The organism is Kluyvera intermedia (genome assembly GCF_034424175.1).
GTDB classification, from domain to species: domain Bacteria; phylum Pseudomonadota; class Gammaproteobacteria; order Enterobacterales; family Enterobacteriaceae; genus Kluyvera; species Kluyvera intermedia.
This window is the reverse complement of the sequence record NZ_CP139986.1, coordinates 1313017-1335980: the sequence shown is the minus strand read 5'-3', so window position 1 is coordinate 1335980 and position 22964 is coordinate 1313017. Positions and strand designations below refer to the sequence as shown.

At 51.9% G+C, this 22964-nt stretch carries 20 protein-coding genes and 1 rRNA gene; 10 read left to right on the top strand and 11 right to left on the bottom strand.

The window, feature by feature from the left end; genetic code table 11:
- Positions 1-8: 8 nt before the first annotated feature.
- From lepA to rpoE, 5 genes are all read right to left on the bottom strand, one after another.
- Complete coding sequence (gene lepA, locus U0026_RS06510) at positions 9-1808, bottom strand: translation elongation factor 4 (protein ID WP_062774590.1); 1800 nt, start codon at positions 1806-1808, stop codon at positions 9-11.
- Between the two features lie 299 nt (positions 1809-2107).
- Entirely contained in the window at positions 2108-2584 is a 477-nt protein-coding gene (gene rseC / locus U0026_RS06505; protein WP_062774592.1) for a SoxR-reducing system protein RseC, read from the bottom strand.
- Complete coding sequence (gene rseB / locus U0026_RS06500; protein ID WP_062774593.1) at positions 2581-3534, bottom strand: sigma-E factor regulatory protein RseB; 954 nt, start codon at positions 3532-3534, stop codon at positions 2581-2583. Before rseB ends, rseC begins: the two co-directional genes overlap by 4 nt.
- Positions 3534-4181 carry an anti-sigma-E factor RseA gene (gene rseA, locus U0026_RS06495; RefSeq protein ID WP_062774595.1) on the bottom strand — a complete coding sequence of 216 codons (648 nt, stop codon included), beginning with the start codon at positions 4179-4181 and terminating at the stop codon, positions 3534-3536. Before rseA ends, rseB begins: the two co-directional genes overlap by 1 nt.
- Before the next feature lie 31 nt (positions 4182-4212).
- Positions 4213-4788 (bottom strand): RNA polymerase sigma factor RpoE, encoded by a 576-nt coding sequence (gene rpoE / locus U0026_RS06490; protein WP_052282240.1) that lies wholly within the window; start codon positions 4786-4788, stop codon positions 4213-4215.
- A 408-nt stretch (positions 4789-5196) separates the two neighbouring features.
- On the opposite strand from rpoE, the gene nadB reads away from it, so the two are divergent.
- Positions 5197-6816 (top strand): L-aspartate oxidase, encoded by a 1620-nt coding sequence (gene nadB / locus U0026_RS06485; RefSeq protein ID WP_062774597.1) that lies wholly within the window; start codon positions 5197-5199, stop codon positions 6814-6816.
- On the opposite strand, the gene trmN is transcribed toward nadB, so the two are convergent.
- The gene (gene trmN, locus U0026_RS06480; protein ID WP_062774599.1) at positions 6801-7541 is read right to left on the bottom strand and encodes a tRNA(1)(Val) (adenine(37)-N(6))-methyltransferase TrmN; all 741 of its coding nucleotides are present in this window, start codon (positions 7539-7541) and stop codon (positions 6801-6803) included. The two genes, nadB and trmN, sit on opposite strands and share 16 nt — an antisense overlap.
- 127 nt (positions 7542-7668) lie before the next feature.
- Here trmN and srmB point away from each other — a divergent pair, with 127 nt between their 5' ends.
- Both srmB and U0026_RS06470 read left to right on the top strand, forming a co-directional pair.
- A complete protein-coding gene (gene srmB / locus U0026_RS06475) occupies positions 7669-9000 on the top strand; it encodes an ATP-dependent RNA helicase SrmB (RefSeq protein ID WP_062774601.1) in 1332 nt (443 codons plus the stop codon).
- Positions 9001-9058: 58 nt separating this feature from the next.
- The gene (locus tag U0026_RS06470) at positions 9059-9778 is read left to right on the top strand and encodes a GntR family transcriptional regulator (protein WP_062774603.1); all 720 of its coding nucleotides are present in this window, start codon (positions 9059-9061) and stop codon (positions 9776-9778) included.
- A 1-nt stretch (position 9779) separates the two neighbouring features.
- Here the strand turns inward: U0026_RS06470 and U0026_RS06465 are convergent, their stop codons facing one another.
- Positions 9780-10979 carry an enolase C-terminal domain-like protein gene (locus U0026_RS06465; RefSeq protein WP_062774604.1) on the bottom strand — a complete coding sequence of 400 codons (1200 nt, stop codon included), beginning with the start codon at positions 10977-10979 and terminating at the stop codon, positions 9780-9782.
- Positions 10980-11251: 272 nt separating this feature from the next.
- Between U0026_RS06465 and U0026_RS06460 the strand changes: the two genes are divergently transcribed.
- Positions 11252-12619, top strand: a complete 1368-nt coding sequence (locus U0026_RS06460; protein WP_062774606.1) for a PTS transporter subunit EIIC — start codon at positions 11252-11254, stop codon at positions 12617-12619.
- A gap of 85 nt (positions 12620-12704) precedes the next feature.
- Here U0026_RS06460 and grcA read toward each other — a convergent pair whose 3' ends face one another.
- Complete coding sequence (gene grcA / locus U0026_RS06455; protein ID WP_062774607.1) at positions 12705-13088, bottom strand: autonomous glycyl radical cofactor GrcA; 384 nt, start codon at positions 13086-13088, stop codon at positions 12705-12707.
- Positions 13089-13405: 317 nt separating this feature from the next.
- On the opposite strand from grcA, the gene ung reads away from it, so the two are divergent.
- The gene (ung, locus tag U0026_RS06450; RefSeq protein WP_062774609.1) at positions 13406-14086 is read left to right on the top strand and encodes a uracil-DNA glycosylase; all 681 of its coding nucleotides are present in this window, start codon (positions 13406-13408) and stop codon (positions 14084-14086) included.
- Positions 14087-14232: 146 nt separating this feature from the next.
- On the opposite strand, the gene U0026_RS06445 is transcribed toward ung, so the two are convergent.
- Positions 14233-15333: a tRNA/rRNA methyltransferase gene (locus U0026_RS06445; protein ID WP_062774611.1), complete on the bottom strand. Its 1101-nt coding sequence runs from the start codon at positions 15331-15333 to the stop codon at positions 14233-14235.
- Between the two features lie 204 nt (positions 15334-15537).
- Between U0026_RS06445 and trxC the strand changes: the two genes are divergently transcribed.
- From trxC to U0026_RS06420, 5 genes are all read left to right on the top strand, one after another.
- Positions 15538-15963: a thioredoxin TrxC gene (gene trxC / locus U0026_RS06440; RefSeq protein ID WP_062774612.1), complete on the top strand. Its 426-nt coding sequence runs from the start codon at positions 15538-15540 to the stop codon at positions 15961-15963.
- Between the two features lie 69 nt (positions 15964-16032).
- The gene (locus U0026_RS06435) at positions 16033-16731 is read left to right on the top strand and encodes a tRNA-uridine aminocarboxypropyltransferase (protein ID WP_062774614.1); all 699 of its coding nucleotides are present in this window, start codon (positions 16033-16035) and stop codon (positions 16729-16731) included.
- 35 nt (positions 16732-16766) lie between these two features.
- Positions 16767-19418 carry a bifunctional acetate--CoA ligase family protein/GNAT family N-acetyltransferase gene (locus U0026_RS06430; RefSeq protein WP_062774615.1) on the top strand — a complete coding sequence of 884 codons (2652 nt, stop codon included), beginning with the start codon at positions 16767-16769 and terminating at the stop codon, positions 19416-19418.
- 108 nt (positions 19419-19526) lie between these two features.
- Positions 19527-20882: a CDP-diacylglycerol--serine O-phosphatidyltransferase gene (gene pssA / locus U0026_RS06425; protein ID WP_062774616.1), complete on the top strand. Its 1356-nt coding sequence runs from the start codon at positions 19527-19529 to the stop codon at positions 20880-20882.
- Positions 20883-20924: 42 nt separating this feature from the next.
- Positions 20925-21251, top strand: a complete 327-nt coding sequence (locus tag U0026_RS06420) for a YfiM family lipoprotein (RefSeq protein ID WP_062774618.1) — start codon at positions 20925-20927, stop codon at positions 21249-21251.
- Between the two features lie 2 nt (positions 21252-21253).
- On the opposite strand, the gene U0026_RS06415 is transcribed toward U0026_RS06420, so the two are convergent.
- Positions 21254-22552: an MFS transporter gene (locus tag U0026_RS06415; RefSeq protein ID WP_062774619.1), complete on the bottom strand. Its 1299-nt coding sequence runs from the start codon at positions 22550-22552 to the stop codon at positions 21254-21256.
- Positions 22553-22820: 268 nt separating this feature from the next.
- Positions 22821-22936 (bottom strand): 5S ribosomal RNA (gene rrf / locus U0026_RS06410).
- Between the last annotated feature and the right edge of the window lie 28 nt (positions 22937-22964).

Sequence of the window (22964 nt, the reverse complement as noted above, 5' to 3'; positions counted from 1 at the left end):
CCTTAAGATTATTTGCTGTCTTTCCCAACATGCAGAATGGCAAGGAAAGCTTCCTGCGGCAGTTCGACGTTACCGATCTGCTTCATTCGCTTCTTACCATCTTTCTGTTTCTGCAGCAGTTTTTTCTTACGGCTGATGTCGCCACCGTAGCATTTCGCCAGAACGTTTTTACGCAGCTGTTTGACCGTTGAACGCGCAATGATGTGCGTGCCAATTGCCGCCTGAATGGCGATATCAAACTGCTGGCGTGGGATAAGTTCTTTCATCTTCTCAACCAGATCGCGACCGCGGCTCTGCGAGTTATCACGGTGGGTGATAAGCGCTAACGCATCGACACGATCGTTGTTGATGAGAACATCAACGCGCACCATGTCAGATGTCTGGAAGCGTTTGAAGTTGTAGTCCAGCGACGCATAGCCGCGAGAGGTAGACTTCAGACGGTCGAAGAAGTCGAGCACCACTTCTGCCATCGGAATTTCATAGGTCAACGCAACTTGGTTACCGTGGTAAACCATGTTGGTCTGCACGCCACGCTTCTCGATACACAGAGTAATCACGTTACCGAGGTAAGCCTGCGGCAGCAGCATATGACATTCTGCAATCGGCTCACGCAATTCGTAGATATTATTCAGTGGCGGCAGCTTAGACGGGCTATCGACGTAGATAGTCTCTTTGCTGGTGGTTTCCACTTCATAGACTACGGTTGGCGCGGTAGTGATCAGATCCAGATCGTATTCACGTTCCAGACGTTCCTGAATGATCTCCATGTGCAGCAGACCCAGGAAGCCACAGCGGAAGCCGAAGCCCAGCGCGGTAGAACTTTCTGGTTCATAGAACAGGGAGGCGTCGTTCAGGCTCAGCTTGCCTAACGCATCACGGAAGTTTTCGTAATCGTCAGAGCTGACCGGGAACAGACCCGCATAAACCTGAGGCTTAACCTTTTTGAAGCCTGGCAGCGCTTTATCTGCCGGGTTACGTGCTTGCGTCAGCGTATCGCCAACCGGTGCGCCGAGGATGTCTTTAATGGCGCAAACCAGCCAACCTACCTCGCCGCATTTAAGCTCAGTACGATCAACCTGCTTCGGTGTGAAGATGCCCAGGCGGTCTGCATTGTAGACCTGGCCTGTGCTCATCACTTTGATTTTGTCGCCCTTACGCATGGTGCCGTTTTTAATACGGACCAGCGAGACTACGCCGAGGTAGTTATCGAACCAGGAGTCGATGATCAGCGCCTGTAATGGGCCTTCCGGATCGCCATCCGGCGGCGGAATATCACGCACCAGACGTTCCAGAACGTCGGTTACACCCACACCAGTTTTCGCCGAGCAGCGGACTGCATCGGTCGCGTCGATGCCGACAATATCTTCAATCTCTTCCGCCACGCGCTCAGGGTCGGCGGCTGGCAGGTCGATTTTATTCAGAACCGGCACAACTTCCAGTTCCATTTCCAGCGCGGTATAGCAGTTCGCCAGCGTCTGAGCTTCTACGCCCTGCCCGGCGTCAACCACCAGCAGTGCGCCTTCACAGGCCGCCAGAGAACGCGATACTTCATAGGAGAAGTCAACGTGGCCCGGGGTGTCGATAAAGTTAAGCTGATAGGTTTCCCCATCGGACGATTTGAAATCCAGCGTCACGCTCTGTGCTTTGATGGTAATGCCACGTTCGCGTTCGAGATCCATTGAATCCAGAACCTGGGCTTCCATTTCACGATCGGAAAGGCCACCGCAAATCTGAATAATACGGTCAGACAGCGTTGATTTACCGTGGTCGATATGTGCAATGATGGAGAAGTTACGTATATTCTTCATATATTAATATATTTATGCCTTACGAATACTTTGAGGCCGCGGTACGGAGCCTGACGTTTTAGACACGGCATCCTTCAAGTTGCCTCGGCGTTGGCTGCACTCACTCACCCCTGTCACGTACTAATGTACGCTCCCGGGGATTCATTCGCTTGCCGCCTTGACGCAACTCGAATGATTTTGTGTCTAGTCGTTCGAAAACGCCGCATTCTACACTACAACCGCGTAACCAGGAAATGCTCTTCCCGCCAAGCATAGCGCTTCCTGCGAGGAGTGTTCCAAAAATAATAAAGCCAGTGTTATCACTGGCTCATTTCAGAAGATGATGTGGTGCGAATCAGGTCGGGGGGAAGCCCTATGCTGATAATAATGGGCTGCCAGGTCTCGCGCGCAGCAAGCCGGGGAGAGAATCCTTTGGCAATCAGAAAACCGCCGACGCCGCCGAGCACAGCCCCGCATAACGCGGCGATATCCGAACCAAACAGCACCTGAAACAGCGAAGCAACCACAAATAGCCCGATTAGCGGTGACATATAAACCAGCATAGCGGATCCGAGCAGGCTGCTTTCGGTGATTCCTAATTCGACTTTCTGCCCTGCCACCAGTGGTTCTGCGCTGGGAACAGATATGGTATGGCTGGTTTGCGGCCCGAGCTTATTCAGCACCCGCGTTCCACAACCCGCGCGTGAGGAGCAGCTGTTACAGGACGTTTTTACGTCACAGCTCACCTGCGCCATACCGTTATCCCATGCAATAACGGTGGCCCATTCTTTAATCATTGTGCACCTTTGAACGAAATACCATCAGCAACGCGTTTGGCGGTTGGCGGCGGCAGTTCACCGACGATGGTGATATCCGCTTGATTGCGAATTGTGGTGCTGACCGTCCGGCGTCCGGTACGCAGTATCTGTTCAGTACTGCTGGCGTTAGCGCGACTGACGTTAATCGAGAAGCTGAAAAGACCATCGGAGAAGAGGCGCGACTCGACCGGACCGTCAATGCCCGGCAGCGTGCGGCGACTGGTTGAGACTTCTTTAAAGCCCTGCGGCAGCCAGCCCGATGACCAGTTAAAAGCAACATTGCTTCCCGTTGGCAGCGAGAGCTGCGGTGGTAAACTCGCTTTCGCCAGGTTTTGCATGCTGCTGTTCACCTGATCGCCCGTGGTGAACGCGATAACCCGGAACTGCTCCAGGGTTTCACCATCACGGTCAAGGAGATCAACGCGCATTGGCAGCTTGCTCTCTGAATCCATCCACACAATGTAGCTATAACGAGTACCGTCTCTGGCCACAACGCGGATGACATCACACATGCGATCGGCAATGCGCGTGCGTCCGACGGAGATAAAATCGTAATAAGGCGCAAGGCGTTTGAAATCGGTATAGACCAATGAAGGCAGGGAGTCGACGATGTAGTCGCCGTTCAGCGTAAAGGGATCGAGGCCCGGCTCAAAGTAGCTGATTTCGCTACCGCGCTGCACGACTTCACGCCGTGGGCCATCCATCTGCAGTAGCTGCGCCAGAGGCTGTCCATTAAGACGCACGTGACGATAGCGTAGCGATTCGACGCCTGATTTATTAATGCTGACGAACGACAGCTCGTAGTTGAGTGACTGACTGGCCAGATTCATCTCCTGCAACAACGCCCCGGACGATACATCTGCCGAGGCGTTTGCGGAGAAGAACAGGCTACCAGCCACAAGTGACATGGCACACCAAAGTTGCTTCATTACTGCGATTGCGTTCCTAGAGTTTGATAGCCCGGCACCTGAACAGCGGCTTGCTGAGTTTGTGCCTGCTCAAACTGCAACTGTTCTGAGTGTAAGCGACGCTGCAATTCGTAATCCTGCAGCATAGCATTAACACGGCGACGCTGTTCCTGAACCTGCTGCTGACCGGTACCGCTCGTGGCGTCTGAAGGGACACCCAGGCTAACCGGACTCGCTTTCCCCATCATCGGCAATGTATTGAACACCGGCGATTCTGGCTGGGTGGAATCAGTTTTGCCATTATACTGCTGAACGCCAACGATAACAGCAAGCGAAACGCACGCTGCCACGCCCATTTGGGTAAGCGAACTTGCCCATGGACGTACTTTTGTCCAGAACGGCATTTTCTGCCATTGATGAGGTGCTGGCTGGGCTTCAGGAATAAGCGGTGTTGTCGTCTGACGAACAGGCTCATTTTCGATGGCGGCCATCACGCGAGAAGAGATATCAAAATGAAGCACATCAGCCGTGTCGCCGCGCAGCGAATCACGAATGAGGTGATAGCTCTCCCAGGTTTCCTGCAACTCTGACGAGCGTGACAACTCGGTCAACAGCTCGCTATCCAGCGTTTCACCATCCATTAAGGCGGAAAGTTTTTCTTTCTGCATGCCTAATACCTTTTCCAGTATCCCGCTTCCGTCAACGCCTGATAAGCGGTTGAACTTTATTATCAATAGCTTCTCGCGCCCGGAAAATACGTGAACGAACCGTACCGACCGGACAATCCATGATAGCCGCTATCTCTTCATAGCTTAGGCCATCTAGCTCCCGCAAGGTAATTGCCATGCGTAAATCTTCCGGAAGCGCATCAATGGTGCGAAAAACGATTTGTCTCAGTTCTTCTGACAACATTAAGTTCTCAGGGTTCGAAATTTCTTTCAAAGCGCCGCCGCTTTCAAAGTTTTCAGCTTCGCTCGCGTCAACATCGCTTGACGGCGGACGACGGCCCTGAGCAACCAGGTAATTTTTGGCCGTATTCACTGCAATACGATACAGCCACGTATAGAAAGCACTATCTCCCCGGAAAGAATCCAGCGCGCGATAGGCCTTTATAAAAGACTCTTGTACGACATCCGGCACATCGCCAGATGGCACATAACGGGAGACCAGACTCGCAACCTTATGCTGATAGCGCACCACCAGCAGGTTAAAAGCTTTTTGATCTCCTTTCTGGACCCGTTCAACCAGGACCTGGTCCGTTAACTGCTCGCTCATCCGAGGTAATGTCTCCCCAAACCCTATTCCCATGCGTAATCAGAATGCCACTCTACTACTATGCATTATGAGCAAGCAGAAACTTAGAGTGTTCGATTTTCGTAAAGTTCCGTCACGCTTTGTTTTTTGTTGATCAGCAGACGCTTCATTGTCTGTCATTATATGTCTGCCAATACACAACAATACGTAAGTTGCGAAATAAAAACGCAAATCCAGTGAAGAGTAACGTAACCCGGCCTTTATTTCATCATAAATAGCTGTCCGCGCTCGTAGTTATCTTATGATTTTTCGCGTCCGGTTTTGTCATCATTGTTTAGTCATTACAACCATAGCGTAAAAAAACCCTGCCCTCGTCGCTTTTATAGTGCTACTCTGCCCAAACCGTGTTTAGTAAATTAAACAAAGCAAATGAACTCACTTCCAGAACTTTCCTGTGATGTCCTGATCGTCGGTAGCGGTGCTGCCGGTTTGTCGCTGGCACTGCGTCTTGCTGAACACAGTTCAGTTATCGTATTGAGCAAAGGCCCCATTAGTGAAGGTTCAACCTTCTACGCTCAAGGGGGGATTGCTGCCGTTTTCGACGAAACCGACAGCATTGACTCGCACATTGAAGATACGCTAATTGCCGGTGCCGGTATTTGCGACAAACAAGCCGTGTCGTTTGTCGCCAGCAATGCAAAGCATTGCGTACAGTGGCTTATCGACCAGGGAGTGCTTTTTGATACTCAGATCCAGGCTAACGGGGAAGAGAGCTATCATTTAACCCGTGAAGGCGGCCATAGCCACCGGCGCATTTTGCATGCCGCCGATGCCACCGGGCGAGAAGTGGAAAACACGCTGGTCAGCAAAGCGTTAAACCACCCTAATATTCGCGTACTCGAACGCAGTAATGCCGTCGATCTCATCGTCTCGGATAAAATCGGTTTACCGGGGACCCGGCGCGTGGTTGGCGCGTGGATCTGGGATCGTAATAAAGAGAAGGTTGAAACCTGTGCGGCAAAATCAGTCGTGCTGGCAACCGGCGGCGCATCGAAGGTGTATCAATACACTACCAATCCGGATATTTCCTCCGGGGACGGTATCGCCATGGCCTGGCGCGCAGGTTGCCGCGTGGCGAATCTCGAATTTAACCAATTCCATCCTACCGCACTGTATCATCCACAGGCACGTAACTTCCTGCTGACAGAGGCTCTGCGTGGCGAAGGCGCACACTTAAAACGCCCCGATGGTAGCCGTTTTATGCCGGATTTCGACGCGCGTGGTGAGCTGGCTCCGCGCGATATCGTGGCCCGTGCAATTGATCATGAGATGAAACGTCTGGGCGTTGACTGTATGTACCTGGACATTAGTCACAAGCCGGAAGCCTTTGTACGTCAGCATTTCCCGATGATTTATGAAAAATTAATCGGGCTGGGTATCGATTTAACCAAAGAGCCGGTGCCAATTGTCCCTGCGGCGCACTATACCTGCGGTGGCGTGATGGTCGACGACTATGGTCGCACCGACGTGGACGGCCTGTATGCGATTGGTGAAGTGAGCTATACCGGGCTACACGGCGCTAACCGTATGGCATCAAACTCGTTGCTGGAATGTTTGGTGTATGGCTGGTCGGCTGCGGAAGATATCCATAAACGGATGCCTTACGCCCGCCAGGCAGAAAAACTGCCCACGTGGGATGAAAGCCGGGTTGAAGATTCTGATGAGCTGGTGGTGATTCAGCATAACTGGCACGAGCTGCGCCTGTTTATGTGGGATTACGTCGGAATTGTGCGCTCCACCAAACGACTGGAACGCGCGCTGCGCCGCATCAACATGTTGCAGCAAGAGCTGGACGAGTACTATTCCCGTTTCCGCGTGTCCAATAATCTGCTGGAGCTGCGTAATCTGGTGCAGGTCGCGGAACTTATCGTACGTTGTGCGATGATGCGAAAAGAGAGTCGAGGGCTGCATTACACGCTGGATTACCCGGATTTATTAGCAGAATCTGGCCCATCGGTACTCTCACCGCTCGTTCACATAAATAAATAGAACGCTTGGGTCAGGGCAGTGTAACCTTCCGAATACTGCTGTTCTGGCCCCCGAATCACCAGCCTGTCGCTAAAGCACTCCCCCACTTTCGGCGAGAATGCCAATAGAACCCGATGCGGCAGGCGCACTTGGGTTTCAGCGACATCGGTGCGTAAACGCAAATGCCAGCCCATCGACAGCGCTTGCTGAGTAAAAGTCTGGCCGATATTTTCGGGTAATACGACGCAAAAGAAACCGTCTTCGGTGATAGCATCGGCCGCGCACGTCAGTAACGTCTGATGATTGAGCGTTGTCGTATAACGCGCCTGTTCACGCTGCGGCGTCGAACATTCAACGCCCTGTTCATAGTAAGGCGGGTTGCTGACAATCAGGTTGTAGCGCGTAGTCAGTCCCGCAATCCACGGCTGGATATCCGCCGTGTGTACCTGAATTCTGTCCGCCCACGGAGATTCAGCAACGTTTTCCCGCGCCTGCTCCGCCGCCTCTTCATCCAATTCAACGGCGTCTATCATCACGCTGTCATCGGTGCGCTGTGCTAGCATTAACGCCAGCAGTCCACTGCCGGTGCCAATATCCAGAATCCGCTTAACACGAGCAATCGGGGACCAGGCGCCGAGTAAAATGCCATCGGTGCCAATCTTCATCGCACAGCGATCGTGAGCCACAAAAAAATTTTTAAAGGTAAACCCGTTGCGGCGCAACACGGATTTAGAGTCAGACGTCATATGCGACCTTGCCGATAAAACGAGATAATATTTCGGTTATGAACAATACCCGAGAACAGATAGCCATACAAACAGATGAAGATTAAAGCTGTAACGTCTATAATCACCGCCTCACACAGAGGTAATCATGACTGTAACGACTTTTTCCGAACTTGAACTTGACGAAAGCCTGCTGGAAGCCCTCCAGAGTAAAGGCTTTACGCGCCCAACTGCCATCCAGGCCGCCGCCATTCCGCCTGCGCTCGAAGGACGTGACGTTCTCGGTTCTGCGCCAACCGGCACCGGTAAAACAGCGGCGTATTTGCTGCCTGCGTTGCAGCACCTGCTCGACTTCCCGCGCAAAAAATCCGGCCCGCCGCGTATTTTGATCCTCACACCAACCCGTGAGCTGGCAATGCAGGTTGCCGATCATGCCCGCGAGCTGGCAAAAAATACAAATCTGGACATCGCGACCATCACCGGTGGCGTGGCATATATGAACCACGCTGAAGTGTTCAGCGAAAACCAGGATATTGTCGTCGCGACCACCGGTCGTTTGATGCAATACATTAAAGAAGAAAACTTCGACTGCCGCGCCGTTGAAACGCTGATCCTGGATGAAGCTGACCGTATGCTGGATCTGGGCTTTGCTCAGGATATCGAGCATATCGCCGGTGAAACCCGCTGGCGTAAACAAACTCTGCTGTTCTCCGCAACCCTTGAAGGCGATGCGATTAAAGATTTTGCTGAGCGTCTGCTAGAAGATCCGGTAGAAGTCTCTGCCGATCCTTCCACGCGCGAGCGCAAGAAGATTCATCAGTGGTACTACCGTGCCGATGATTTCGACCACAAATTCAAACTGCTTGAGCACTTGCTGAAACAAGAAGACGCCACGCGTACCATCATATTTGTACGCAAGCGTGAGCGTGTGCACGAACTGGCTGATAAGCTGCGCTCTATTAATATCAACAACTGCTATCTTGAAGGCGAAATGCCGCAAGTTAAGCGTACCGAAGGCATTAAACGTCTGACCGAAGGTCGCGTTAACGTGCTGGTTGCAACAGACGTTGCGGCACGTGGTATTGATATCCCTGACGTGAGCCACGTTATCAACTTCGATATGCCGCGCAGTGGTGACACTTACCTGCACCGTATCGGGCGTACCGGTCGTGCGGGGCGTAAAGGTACCGCGATTTCTCTGGTTGAGGCTCACGACTACGTACTGCTGATGAAGATTGGCCGCTATGTTGATGAGCCACTTAAAGCCCGCGTGATCGAGGGGCTGCGCCCAGTGACTCGTCCGCCAAGCGAGAAGATGACCGGCAAGCCATCGAAAAAAGCGCTCGCAAAACGTGCCGAGCAAAAAGAGAAAGATAAAGAAAAACCGCGCGTGAAGAAACGTCACCGCGATGCCAAGAACGTTGGCAAACGCCGCAAGCCAAGCGGCAGCGATGCTGTAGAGCAGAGCACCGAAGAGTAAATTAAACGCCGGGATAACTTCCCGGCGTTTTCGTATTCAGGGATAAGAGCCGTCTGCCATGAAGAAAAAAGAGTTTGTGACTCAAGATCTCCTTAGCAAAATCTATCAACAACACAGCGGCAGTGCGCGTAAGCTGCCACCAGAACGTCAACTGGCTCAGGAGTACGGCGTTTCACGCTTCACCATTCGCCAGGCACTGGAAAAGCTGGCCAGCATTGGTGTTGTCAGAATTGTGCAGGGCTCAGGGATCTGGATAAACGAGCAGACGCGCAGTAATCCGCTGGTCTATAACTCGATTACCGAGAAGCGCTTTGATCAGATGCGCTACCGGATGATAAGCCTGCATAAAAAGCGTCCAGACCGGGAAGATCAGCAAATATTTGGCCTCTCCGAGGATGACTTTATCTGGCAATTTTGTCGTCTGCGTTTTGTCGATGACATTGCTACGCAAATCGAAATATCCCGTATGCCTGCTGCCCTGTTCACCGACCTCAGTCAGGAGGTTATTGAACGCTCTCTACAGCAGTACGTGCTGGAGAAGGGATTCCCGATTTCGCACCTGCTGACCAGCTATCGCGCTGTGAGCGTGAGCCGGGAGCAGGCTATTTTACTGGGTTGTAAAAAAGGCAGCCCGGCCATGCACATCAATAACCGCGGGATCCTCGACGGCGGGCGCGTGTATGAGATTAGCGACATCATCGATATTAACTACTCCTGCACCTACGTGATCCCCCATAACCGCGATAACCTCGCCTTTCGTCAGCAACCGCAAGCGTAACTCACGGTGTGTGGATAGCGCCGTCCGGCAAGCGACTTTGCGTCCATTCATGCGGGCGGTAAACCACCGGATTTTCTCGTGCCAGCGCCTCATCAAAACCGACACCAATCCCCGGTGCGGTGGGTGGGTAGATAAAGCCATTTTTTACATGAGGTGCGCCGGGGAAAATAGCATCGGTAGACGTCGAGCGCGGAATATATTCCTGGATAGCCGCATTATGCAGGTGAATGTTCAGATGGGTATTTACCGCCACGCCGATTGGCGTCATATCTCCCGGGCCATGCCAGGCCAGGCGCACACCAAAAGCCTGACAGAGAACCGCCAGCTTCAAGGCTGGGGTAATGCCGCCAATCTGTGAAATATGACAGCGGATAAAATCAATCTGCCGGTTAACAATAAGATCGTGCCATTCCGCCGGGTTGTTAAACAGCTCCCCCATCGCCAGCGGGATACTGCTCTGCTGGCGAATTTGTGCCAGCCACGGGCTTTGCTGTGGTGACAAAATGTCTTCAATAAACCAGGGTTGGTAAGGCTCAAGTTGTTTCGCCAACTGTAATGCCTGCTGCGGGAATAAGCGTTCATGAACATCATGCAGAATATGGAAACGGTGCCCATAACGTACGCGTAGCAAGCGGAACATTTCGACAGTGTTGCGAACGTATTCATCCTGATCGTACCAGGCTCCCGGCGTTGGATTTTCCGGCGTCTGCATTTCTTGCGGCGTGCCGCCATAAAATCCCAGCTGACAGCGAATATGACGATAACCCTGATCCAACAATTTATCGACCGAGACAAAAAGCGCTTCCGGCGTTTCTCCACTAGCATGAGTGTAGGCCGCAATGGCATCGCGCGATTTTCCTCCCAACAATTGATATAACGGCATGCCCGCCAGCTGCGCTTTAATGTCCCATAGCGCCATATCCACGCCGGAGATCGCGTTATTCATCAGAGGGCCGTTGCGCCAGTATGCGTTGACGTTCATCATCTGCCAGAGATCTTCGATGTTGTTCGCATCGCGGCCTAGCAACAGAGGTTGCAGGTATTCATCCACCAGCGTTTTCACCGCCAGCGGTCGTTGCTGGAAAGTTGCGCAGCCTAGCCCTACCGTTCCGTTATCGGTGGTCACTCTGACCGTCACCAGGTTATGGCGATCGGGACGGGTGATAAAGCACTCAATCGCAGTAATTAGCGTAGGTTTCACAGACGGCTCCCTGTGGAAAATAAAAATAAGAATGGCATTATCTTCGCCCTATTTTTAGTCATGGGTAAACATTTTTATTATTTAATTTTTTTGGTCTGTTAATGACGTTATTTATATTAAAAAAACGAACCAATTACCCAAAACAATCACACTCAGCGCCCAATAAACGGCAAAATGTGACTATCATCATATTTTATTGGTTTGTTTTTATTGATTGGCTTACTTACTATTCAGCGACACAAGAAAATAACAAACTTATCGCAGGAGCCGTTATGGGGACGCAAGAGGCTATCAGCAGGATTATTCGTCTGGTGGGCGGGCCGGAGAATATCAATAAAGTCTGGCACTGTATGACCCGACTACGCTTTGATTTGGTTGATGATAATAAAATTGCCCAGGATGAGATTAAGCAGTTGCCCGGTGTATTAGGTGCGCAGTTGCAAAGCGATCAGTTTCAGATAATTATCGGGCCAAAAGTCAACGGTTGGTACGAGTTGCTACAGGATACGCTGGGTGCGGGTGATAAAACGGCCGCCAGCGGGAAAAAAAAAGAACGGAAAAGCCTGGTGTCGCTGTTTATGGATACCGTCTCCGGCGTGTTTGGCCCGATTGTTCCCGCCATTGCGGGGGCCGGGATGATCAAAGGTTTGCTGGCAGGGTTGATCGCCCTAAAGTTCGTATCGACCCAAAGCGACACCGTGATGATTATCGACCTGATTGCCAGCGGCGTATTTTATTTCCTGCCGTTTTTCCTGGCGGTTTCGGCGGCAAAAATCTTTAAAACCAATGAGTATCTGGCCGTTGCTGTCGCGGCTTGTCTGATGTATCCCACGCTAATTGACGCTGCAAAGGCCCTGGTGGCGCATCAGGATGGTGCGGTTTCTGCGCTTTGGCTACTCAACACCATCCCCGTTTCGGTATTTAACTATGCTTCAAGCGTCATCCCGGTCATTTTCTCAATTCTCGCGCTGAAATATATCCATCAGGCGGTGGATAGAGTCATGCCAGAAGTGCTGAAGACGGTATTTACTCCTACGTTGACGCTGTTTATCGGTGCGCTGGCAGCGCTGGTGATTATCGGCCCCATCGGGATCTGGTTGGGGAAAATGCTCGCGTGGTTTATTGAAGGATTGTTTGGCGTATCGGCAAGCTTTGCCGGGCTGGTTGTCGGGGCGATTCGCCCCGTTGCCATTCTCACCGGAATGCACCATGCCATGACGCCAATCGCGCTGCAAAATTTCAGCGATCGTGGCTATGACATGCTGATGCCAATGATGTTTATGGCTAATATGGCTATCGCGGGGGCGACCTTTGCTATCTGGCGTCTGAACAAAGACAACCGCACCGTGACTCTGTCCGCCGCAATCTCGGCATTACTGGGGATCACCGAGCCTGCTCTGTTTGGCGTACTGACGCGCTATAAAAAAGCGTTTATTGCCGCGACCGTCGCGAGCTCTCTCGCCTCGGCATTTATTGCGTTCTTCGGTGTGCGGCTGTATGGCTATATCTTATCGAGTATCTTCAGCCTGCCCGCTTATATCGGGCCCGGGTTTATTTTTGCCCTTTCAGGGGTCGCCATTGCGCTGGTGCTTTCTTTCACGCTCACCACCATTCTGGTTGGGCGCGAGCAGAAGCTGTAAAAAAAATCCCCCCGCAGAAATCTGCGAGGGGACTTATCCACCGGCGTCAGCTAATTCGACGCCCTAACCTCCCACCCCTGAGAAATTACAGGCTTTCGGTGAAGGTACGAGCGATAACGTCGCGCTGCTGTTCTGGCGTCAGAGAGTTAAAGCGTACGGCATAGCCGGAAACGCGGATGGTCAGCTGCGGATATTTTTCTGGGTGTTCAACCGCATCCATCAGGGTTTCGCGACGCAGAACGTTAACGTTCAGGTGCTGACCACCTTCTACGCGAACTTCTGGTTTTGCTTCAACCGGGATTTCACGGTATTCGATGTCGCCCAGCGCACTCAGTGCAACCACGTCATCTTCTTTATAACCACCTTTGGCACACAGGCAGCGAGCTTCACCTTTCTCGCTGTCGAGCAGCCAGAATGAGTTCATCAGGTCGTTGTTAGCCGTTTTAGTAATCTGGATACCTGTAATCATTTGATGCCTCCCTAGGCTCTTTATATTCGTTTTTAATCGACCGTCTCGCGGCCAATTGGTAAAACCATTGTTGCTTGAGTGTATATATACCCCTCGAGCACCCTTGATTCTTTGATTTAAATCAATAAAAACCATACCCACAAAGTGGTCATGAGAGGAAATACTTGTTTTGCATCAAGTTACACAGCTCGTAAATAACAAAAATCCTTGTAAATATTCAACTTTTTTTTGGCTCATTCCTCTTTAAAGACCATCCGATTTTGTGATGGAGAAAGAAGCAGTTAAGCTAGGGTGATAGAGATTCGCAGGAGAGCGAGATGACAACCCCTTTAACCTGGCATGATGTGCTGGCCACTGAAAAACAACAACCTTACTTCGTTAACACGCTTACCACGGTCGCCAATGAGCGTCAGTCGGGTGAGACTATCTATCCGCCGCAGAAAGATGTGTTTAACGCCTTTCGCTTTACCGAATTAAACGATGTGAAGGTCGTGATCCTCGGGCAGGACCCATATCACGGTCCTAATCAGGCACACGGTCTGGCCTTCTCCGTACAGCCGGGTATCGCAACACCACCCTCTCTACTGAATATGTACAAAGAGCTTGAAGGAACCATCCCTGGTTTTACGCGCCCGAACCACGGCTACCTTGAAAGTTGGGCACGCCAGGGCGTGCTGCTGCTCAACACTGTACTGACCGTTCGTGCAGGGCAGGCGCATTCACACGCCAGCCTCGGCTGGGAAACCTTTACCGATAAAGTGATCGCGCTGATTAACGAACACCGCGAAGGCGTAGTGTTCTTATTATGGGGAGCGCACGCGCAGAAAAAAGGCGCGATTATTGATACCCAGCGCCACTGCGTGCTGAAAGCACCGCATCCATCGCCGCTATCTGCACACCGTGGATTTTTTGGTAGCAATCACTTTGTGCAGACTAATCAGTGGCTGGAGCGACGCGGTGAAACACCGATTGACTGGATGCCTGTCTTGCCGGAGTAAGTCTGGTGTATTCCCGGCGGCGCTGCGCTTGGCCGGGCTACATCTGAATCGTAGCCCGGCCAAGCGCAGCGCCGCCGGGAAATATTGCACATATAAAAAAACCGGTCGAGTCGCCTCTACCGGTTTTTTTTCAACATCGCGCTTGCTTACGCTTTATGCTGACGCCACCATTCGCTCAGCAGTACGCCGGTCGCCACAGAGACGTTCAGGCCTTCTACCGCACGGGTGCCGTCAATTGATACGCTCATATCCGCAATCGCGGCGGCAGCTTCGGAAACGCCATCACGATCCTGACCTAAGGCCAGCACCATTTTCTTCGGCAGTTCCGCTTTAAACAGCGGTAAACCATTGCCGTTGCTGCTGGTGGTGACGATGGTGTAGCCCGCTTTACGGAACTGCTCCAGCGCATCGATGAAGCTATCACCCGTAATCGGCTGAACATGCTCGGCACCGCCTTCTGCGGTACGAATTGCCGCACCGGATTCCAGCAAAGCGGCATCCTGCAAGATAACGCCTTTCACACCGAAGTGCGCGCAGCTACGGATCATTGCGCCGAGGTTATGCGGGTTACCTGCATCTTCCAGCGCCAGCACGCAATCATCTTCACCGCTTTGGGAAACCCATTGCTGTACGGACGTTCCGTTACGCTTTTTAATCAGGAAGCAAACGCCACCGTGGTGTTCAGTGCCAGACGCTTTTGCCAGCTCTTCTTCATCAACCACGTGATAGGCTTTACGGTTTGCTGCCATCCAACGCAGCGCTTCTTTAAAGCGCGGGGTAACGCTCTGTACGAACCAGGCGCGAACAATCGCATCCGGGCGGCTCTGGAACAGCGCCTGACAGGCATTTTCACCGTAAACACGGGTTTCTTCCGCGCGCTGACGGCGCAGTACTTCTGGATCGATAAAGCTTTTACCGCTGATGCCGCCGTGATCCGGCTTCACGATGGTTTCATCACCCGGGGCACGAGAAACCGTACGCCATGGGGAACCGTCACCGCGGTCGCGATCGCGTTCAACATCGCGGTCACGGCCTCGTTCACGGCCACGATCGCTGTTAGGTCCTTTTCTGTCATCACGGGCAGGGCGACGACCACCTTCGGCACGGGAAGTACCAGCACGGGATGTGCCAGGACGGCCTCCGCCTTTACCAGTACGTGGATTTTCGGTGCGTTTGTCCGAGTCATCGTCACTGCGGACGTACATCACTTTGACCTTGCCGTTTTTGTTCTTTAGTTCGTCGCTCATGTTTTTCTCCACCTGCGCTGCGCGAAGCGCGCAGATTACCTGATGTGTTAGCGCTTAGCCATTACTTCATAAAAAAGACTACGACTATTGTACCCATTGGATAAAACGCATTGTTGATTAATACAGTCTCGTTGATAATGTGTAACATTATAGAAACATTCGGCAACATTGCCGTCCTGCAACATAATGACCCAGAGGTGAGTTATGAATACCGTTTGTGCCCACTGCCAGGCGCTTAATCGCATTCCTGAGGAGCGTCTTAACGACGCGGCAAAATGTGGTCGCTGTGGTGAAGATTTGTTTGATGGTGATGTTATCAACGCCACGGACAGCACGCTGGATAAACTGCTGAAGGACGATCTCCCGGTTGTCGTCGATTTTTGGGCGCCCTGGTGTGGCCCTTGCCGTAATTTTGCACCCATTTTCGAAGATGTTGCTGAAGAGCGTAGCGGTAAAGTTCGCTTTGTAAAAGTGAATACCGAAGCAGAGCGTGAACTCAGCGCACGTTTTCGTATTCGCAGCATCCCAACTATCATGATCTTCAAAAATGGTGAAGTGGTCGACATGCTAAACGGCGCGGTACCGAAAGCACCGTTTGAAAGCTGGTTGAACGAAGCCCTTCAACAATAGTTCCGACGGGGCACATCTTGTGCCCCGTATTGTCCTCTGCGACAATAGCGTTTTTGCCGCTCAATCCCCATGAATGATAATGCCGTTCTTCGGTTGCGCGCCGAGCGTTTAGCCCGCGCGACTCGCCCTTTTCTTGCCCGTGGTAACCGGGTTCGCCGCTGCCAGCGCTGCTTGCTGGTCACTGGCTATTGTCTGTGCAATACCATTGTTCCTCATCCAGCAAACAGTCGTTTTTGTCTGGTGATGTTCGACACCGAGCCAATGAAGCCAAGCAATACCGGTCGTCTGATTGCCGATATTTTACCGCTGACTGACGCTTTCCAGTGGTCGCGTACTGAACCGCCACAGGCATTGCTGGATCTAGTCAAAAATCCCGATTATCAGCCAATGGTCGTATTCCCGTCCTCATATGCTGGCCCCGAACGTCAGGTACTTAGCGCGCCGCCTTCCGGTAAGCCGCCGCTTTTTATTATGTTAGACGGAACCTGGCCGGAAGCGCGGAAAATGTTCCGCAAAAGTCCATGGCTGGATAACCTGCCGCTGATTTCCGTCGATCTCTCCCGCGTATCGGCCTACAGCCTGCGCGAAGTCCATGCCGAAGGTCAGTACTGCACTGCCGAGGTCGCCATTGCCCTGTTGGATTTAGCGGGTGATACCGGCGCGGCTACGGCGCTTAGCCAGCACTTCACCCGTTTTCGTGAAAACTATCTGGCAGGAAAAGCGCATCATCAGGGCAACATCACAACCCTCCAGACGGAAAACGGTTAAACTCATACGATCACTGTCGCGTAAGGAAAACCGGTATGAGTCAGCGTGGGCTGGAAGCACTTCTTAGGCCAAAATCTATCGCGGTTATTGGCGCTTCAATGAAGCCACAGCGTGCCGGTTTCTTGATGATGCAAAACCTGCTGGCGGGCGGTTTTGCTGGCCCGGTTTTACCCGTTACGCCAACATGGAAAGCTGTGCTTGGCGTACTGGCGTGGCCGACCATCGACAGTCTCCCCTTCTCCCCCGACCTGGCGGTGCTGTGCACCCACGCCCGCCGTAATCTGGAGTTACTGGAATCTCTGGGCGAAAAAGGCTGTAAGACCTGCATTATTCTGTCTTCCACTCCCGATCAATTCAGCGCGCTTAAAGAGTGCGCCGCACGTTATCAGATGCGTCTGCTCGGGCCGAACAGTCTGGGACTGCTGGCGCCATGGCAGGGGCTGAACGCCAGTTTCTCGCCGGTTCCTATCCGTAAAGGCAAACTGGCGTTTATTTCCCAGTCTGCTGCCGTCTCCAATACCATACTGGACTGGGCGCAACAGCGCGAAATGGGCTTCTCCTACTTTATTGCGTTGGGTGATAGTCTGGATATCGACGTGGATGATCTGCTCGATTACCTGGCGCGTGATAGCAAGACCAGTGCAATTTTGCTCTATCTGGAGCAATTGAGTGACGCCCGGCGCTTTGTTTCTGCCGCCCGCAGCGCCTCACGTAACAAACCTATACTGGTGATTAAAAGTGGTCGGAGCCCTGCGGCTCAGCGCTTGTTGCACGTCAATTCCGGAATGGATCCCGCCTGGGACGCTGCCATTCAACGTGCCGGGTTACTGCGAGTGCAGGATACCCATGAACTGTTTTCTGCCGTAGAAACCCTTAGCCATATGCGCCCACTGCGTGGTGAACGGTTGATGATTATCAGTAACGGCGCAGCCCCTGCCGCACTGGCACTGGATGAACATTGGGCGCGCAATGGTAAACTCGCTACACTAAGCGATGAGACGCGCCAACAGCTTCAGGCGCTGTTACCAGATACCGTTGAAGCTAACAACCCGTTAGATCTACGCGATGATGCCAGTATCAGCCATTATTCTTCAGCGGTTAACGTCTTGCTCAATAGTCCAGATCTGGATGCGTTAATGATCATTCATGCCCCCAGCGCTACCGCAACGGGGAGCGAAAGCGCCGCCGCGTTGATTGAGCTTATCAAGCACCATCCGCGTGGAAATTACATCAGCGTGCTCACCAACTGGTGTGGGGAATATTCCTCAATTGAAGCACGTCGGATGTTCAGCGATGCCGGTATTCCCACCTACCGGACCCCGGAAGGAACGATTACCGCCTTTATGCATATGGTGGAATATCGTCGAAACCAGAAGCAACTGCGTGAAACCCCGGCTTTGCCGCAGAGTCTGGCCGCCAATAGTGCTCAGGCACATGAGCTATTACAGCAGGCGATCGATAACGGCGTTCGTGCGCTGGATACCCATGAAGTACGCCCCATTTTAAATGTTTACGGTCTGAATACGTTACCAACCTGGATTGCTTCCGATAGCGCCGAAGCGGTGCATATCGCCGAGCAAATTGGCTATCCGGTCGCGTTGAAGCTGCGCTCGCCGGACATCCCGCATAAATCAGAGGTTCAGGGGGTGATGCTCTATCTGCGCACCGCCGCCGAGGTACAGCAGGCGGCAGATGCTATCCTCGATCGAGTGAAAATGACCTGGCCCCAGGCGCGCATTCACGGCCTATTGGTACAAAGTATGGCGAACCGTGCCGGAGCTCAGGAGCTGCGCGTGGTAGTTGAACATGATCCGGTATTTGGTCCGCTGATCATGCTGGGTGAAGGCGGCGTAGAGTGGCGTGCAGAAGATCAGGCCGCCGTCGCACTGCCGCCGCTCAACATGACGTTAGCCCGCTATCTGGTTATCCAGGCGATTAAGAGCAAGAAAATCCGTGGGCGTAGTGCATTGCGTCCGCTTGATATTGCCGGCCTCAGCCAACTTTTGGTGCAGGTTTCGAATCTGATAGTCGATTGCCCGGAGATCCAGCGTCTGGATATCCATCCTCTGCTTGCCTCAGGCAATGAATTCACCGCGCTCGACGTCAGTCTGGATATTGCGCCGTTCAGCGGCTCCAGCGAAAGCCGTCTTGCCATACGCCCCTACCCCCAGCACCTTGAGGAGTGGGTCACGATGAAGAACGGTGACCAGTGTCTTTTCCGGCCGATTTTGCCGGAGGATGAACCACTGTTGCAGCAGTTTATTGCGCGGGTCACAAAAGAAGATCTCTATTATCGTTACTTTAATGAGATCAACGAATTTACCCATGATGATTTAGCCAACATGACGCAGATCGACTACGATCGAGAAATGGCTTTTGTTGCTGTATATGGAACTGGCGATCGCACCGAGATCCTGGGGGTCACGCGAGCAATTTCCGATCCCGATAATATTGATGCTGAGTTCGCCGTGCTGGTTCGTTCTGATCTAAAAGGTCTCGGCCTCGGCGGGCGCTTGCTGGATAAATTAATCGGCTACACCCGCGCTCACGGTTTGGCACGGCTAAACGGGATTACGATGCCGAACAATCGTGGAATGATAGCACTCGCGAGGAAGCTTGGTTTCGAGGTAGACATTCAGCTCGAAGATGGCATTGTTGGATTATCGCTGAGGCTAACTGATGACTAAGTTGCTGGAAATGCTGCCCTTGCCCGGCAGAGATGGTATCATCGACCGCTTACGTCGTCTGCCTGATACAGAAGACCCTTCACTAAATCAGAGAAGAAACGCACTGTGATGTTGTCAAAATTTAAGCGTAATAAACATCAACAACACCTTGCCCAACTACCCAAGCTTTCACAGTCTGTTGATGATATTGAGTTTTTCTATGCTCCAGCAGATTTCCGTGAAGCCCTGCTCGCAAAAATCGCCAGCGCTACACGCCGGATTTGTATCGTCGCGTTATACCTCGAACAGGACGACGCCGGAAAGACGATTCTGCAAGCCCTGTACGATGCCAAACGTCAACGCCCGGAGCTGGATGTCCGGGTTCTGGTTGATTGGCACCGCGCACAGCGTGGGCGTATTGGCGCAGCCGCTTCAAATACCAATGCTGACTGGTATTGCCGTACAGCCAAAGAGAATCCGGGCGTAGATGTTCCGGTTTATGGCGTGCCTATCAACACGCGTGAAGCTCTTGGCGTGCTGCACTTTAAAGGCTTTATTATTGATGATTCCGTGCTCTATAGCGGCGCGAGCATCAACGATGTCTATCTACATCAGCATGATAAATATCGCTACGATCGTTATCAGTGCATTCGCAATCCACAGATGGCGGATATCATGTTTAACTGGGTTTTACAAAATCTGGTTGAAGGTCGCGGCGTTAATCGCCTGGACAGTAGCGAGCGACCAAAAAGTCCGGAAATCAAAAATGAGATCCGTCAATATCGTCAGGAACTCCGCGATACCGGTTACCATTACCAGGGTAATGCGGGTGATGATGAACTGACCGTGACACCGCTGGTCGGTTTAGGCAAATCCAGCGAGCTCAACAAAACAATTTTCCATTTGATGCCGTGTGCCGAAGAAAAGTTGACTATCTGCACACCATATTTCAACCTGCCTGCGTTGCTGGTTCGCAATATTATTCGCCTGCTGCGAGAAGGTAAGAAAGTTGAGATTATCGTCGGCGATAAGACCGCTAACGACTTCTATATTCCGGAAAATGAGCCGTTTAAGATTATCGGCGCACTCCCCTATCTGTATGAGATTAACCTGCGACGCTTCCTGAGCCGACTCCAGTATTATATTAATACCGATCAGCTCGTGGTTCGCCTGTGGAAAGATGCTGATAACAGCTATCACCTGAAAGGGATGTGGGTTGATAACGAGTGGATGTTGCTTACCGGTAACAACCTCAATCCACGGGCCTGGCGTCTGGATCTGGAAAACGCTGTGTTGATTCACGACCCGAAAAGGCAGCTGGCATCGATGCGCCAGAAAGAGCTGGATTTGATTCGTCAGCACACCACTGTCGTTAATCACTACCGCGATCTGCAGAGTATTGCTGATTATCCGGTGAAGGTAAGAAAACTTATCCGCCGTTTACGACGTATCCGTATCGATAGACTTATCAGCCGTATTCTTTAAAACATAGCCCCATTCAGACGGGGCTTTTTTTCAGGGGTAGGTATGTCACGCATCGCTCTCCTTTGTTGTATGTTAACGCTTAGCGGCTGTAGCCATATGGCTAATGATGCCTGGACCGGGCAGGATAAAGCGCAACATTTTATTGCTTCAGCCATGCTGGCTGCTGCCGGCAATGAATATGCTCAGCATCAAGGTATTAATCGCGATCGCAGTGCCGCGATTGGCTTTATGTTTTCCGTGAGTCTGGGGGCATCGAAAGAACTATGGGATAGCCGCCCCACTGGGAGCGGTTGGAGCTGGAAAGACTTTGCATGGGATGTCGCCGGTGCCACAACGGGTTATACGGTGTGGCAACTGGCGCATCATTAGCGTTACAAACGTAATCCCTTCCCTTTCCGGTGCAGTTTTAAAGATACCAGGAACGCCAGCGCGGCCATAACGGTTACATACCAGAAGAAGACTGTTTCTATACCTGAAGATTTTAGCGATAAAGCCACATATTCCGCAGAACCGCCAAACAATGCATTGGCAACCGCATACGAGAGTCCCACCCCAAGCGCGCGCACTTGTGCCGGGAACATCTCAGCTTTCAGGATGCCGCTGATGGAAGTGTAGAAGCTCGTGATCAGCAACGCGCACATGACCAATGCAAATGCGGCATATGGCGAAGTGACATTTTGAAGCGCCGTAAGAATGGGTACGGTAAACAGCGTGGCTAATGCGCCAAAACAAAGCATCGAGGTGCGTCGCCCAACTCTATCAGAGAGTAGACCGAAAAGTGGCTGGACCAACATGTAGACAAATAGCGCCGCAGTCATAATAAGACTTGCGAGGTTCGCGCTCATACCCGCCGTATTGACCAGATATTTCTGCATATAGGTAGTAAAGGTATAGAAACTCAGCGAGCCTGCTGCGGTAAAACCAAGCACCATCATAAAAGCTTTACGATTTCGCCACAGTCCTTTGAATGATCCCGCCTCTTTTAACGTACGTGTTTCTTTCTGCGAGGTTTCATCCAGTTGGCGACGCAACCAAAGAGCAACAATCGCCAGCACAGCACCCATTGCAAATGGAATACGCCATCCCCAGGCATGGAGGTCTTCACTGCTCAGGACGTTTTGCAAAATGACCACCGCCAGAACAGCTAACAGTTGGCCACCAATTAACGTAACGTATTGGAATGATGCATAGAATCCTTTACGGCCTTCAATTGCGACTTCACTCATGTAGGTCGCGCTGGTGCCATATTCACCACCAACGGATATTCCCTGGAACAGGCGCGCTAACAGTAACAATGCGGGAGCCCAGGTACCAATTACGCTATAGCCCGGTAGGCAAGCAATAACCAGAGAGCCGAAGCACATCATGCATACAGAGATTAGCATCGAGACTTTACGCCCGCGACGATCGGCTATGCGACCAAATAACCAACCACCAATCGGACGCATTAAAAACCCGGCTGCAAATACGCCAGCGGTCTGAAGCAATTGAGTGGTGGTATTTCCAGATGGGAAAAAAATATGGGCGAAGTACAGAGAACAGAATGAGTAAACATAAAAATCAAACCATTCAACAAGGTTCCCGGATGATGCTCCGACGATTGCCATTATTCGACGGCGAGTATCGCCGTCGGTAAGCGTCCCTTCCGGCGTCACACTGTTTACAGCCATTTATTAACTCCTGCCAAAAACGGTCTCCTGCCTTACCGGGCGTACACGTCACGCAGGCAGATATTTTAGTAAACGAAATGTTATATAATTGTTATACAGAAATGAGTGATGGATATCACATTTTTTGTTAGCAAGAGAACGATTTAGGATTAGCTGCAGGGGTAGGTAATAAAAGGAACGGAATGTAGGCCGGAGTTTTATCCGTGCTTTCATTTCGCACACACGCAAAAAAGCCCATCCGGCAGGATGGGCTTCTTCACTATTTGATGCCTGGCAGTTCCCTACTCTCGCATGGGGAGACCCCACACTACCATCGGCGCTACGGCGTTTCACTTCTGAGTTCGGCATGGGGTCAGGTGGGACCACCGCGCTGTTGCCGCCAGGCAAATTCTGTTTATCAACACGCATCTCT

Coding starts and splice junctions, on each gene's coding strand:
- lepA (WP_062774590.1), bottom strand. CDS start 1,808: ATGAAGAATATACGTAACTTCTCCATCATTGCACATATCGACCACGGT.
- rseC (WP_062774592.1), bottom strand. CDS start 2,584: ATGATTAAAGAATGGGCCACCGTTATTGCATGGGATAACGGTATGGCG.
- rseB (WP_062774593.1), bottom strand. CDS start 3,534: ATGAAGCAACTTTGGTGTGCCATGTCACTTGTGGCTGGTAGCCTGTTC.
- rseA (WP_062774595.1), bottom strand. CDS start 4,181: ATGCAGAAAGAAAAACTTTCCGCCTTAATGGATGGTGAAACGCTGGAT.
- rpoE (WP_052282240.1), bottom strand. CDS start 4,788: ATGAGCGAGCAGTTAACGGACCAGGTCCTGGTTGAACGGGTCCAGAAA.
- nadB (WP_062774597.1), top strand. CDS start 5,197: ATGAACTCACTTCCAGAACTTTCCTGTGATGTCCTGATCGTCGGTAGC.
- trmN (WP_062774599.1), bottom strand. CDS start 7,541: ATGACGTCTGACTCTAAATCCGTGTTGCGCCGCAACGGGTTTACCTTT.
- srmB (WP_062774601.1), top strand. CDS start 7,669: ATGACTGTAACGACTTTTTCCGAACTTGAACTTGACGAAAGCCTGCTG.
- U0026_RS06470 (WP_062774603.1), top strand. CDS start 9,059: ATGAAGAAAAAAGAGTTTGTGACTCAAGATCTCCTTAGCAAAATCTAT.
- U0026_RS06460 (WP_062774606.1), top strand. CDS start 11,252: ATGGGGACGCAAGAGGCTATCAGCAGGATTATTCGTCTGGTGGGCGGG.
- grcA (WP_062774607.1), bottom strand. CDS start 13,088: ATGATTACAGGTATCCAGATTACTAAAACGGCTAACAACGACCTGATG.
- ung (WP_062774609.1), top strand. CDS start 13,406: ATGACAACCCCTTTAACCTGGCATGATGTGCTGGCCACTGAAAAACAA.
- U0026_RS06445 (WP_062774611.1), bottom strand. CDS start 15,333: ATGAGCGACGAACTAAAGAACAAAAACGGCAAGGTCAAAGTGATGTAC.
- trxC (WP_062774612.1), top strand. CDS start 15,538: ATGAATACCGTTTGTGCCCACTGCCAGGCGCTTAATCGCATTCCTGAG.
- U0026_RS06435 (WP_062774614.1), top strand. CDS start 16,033: ATGAATGATAATGCCGTTCTTCGGTTGCGCGCCGAGCGTTTAGCCCGC.
- U0026_RS06430 (WP_062774615.1), top strand. CDS start 16,767: ATGAGTCAGCGTGGGCTGGAAGCACTTCTTAGGCCAAAATCTATCGCG.
- pssA (WP_062774616.1), top strand. CDS start 19,527: ATGTTGTCAAAATTTAAGCGTAATAAACATCAACAACACCTTGCCCAA.
- U0026_RS06420 (WP_062774618.1), top strand. CDS start 20,925: ATGTCACGCATCGCTCTCCTTTGTTGTATGTTAACGCTTAGCGGCTGT.
- U0026_RS06415 (WP_062774619.1), bottom strand. CDS start 22,552: ATGGCTGTAAACAGTGTGACGCCGGAAGGGACGCTTACCGACGGCGAT.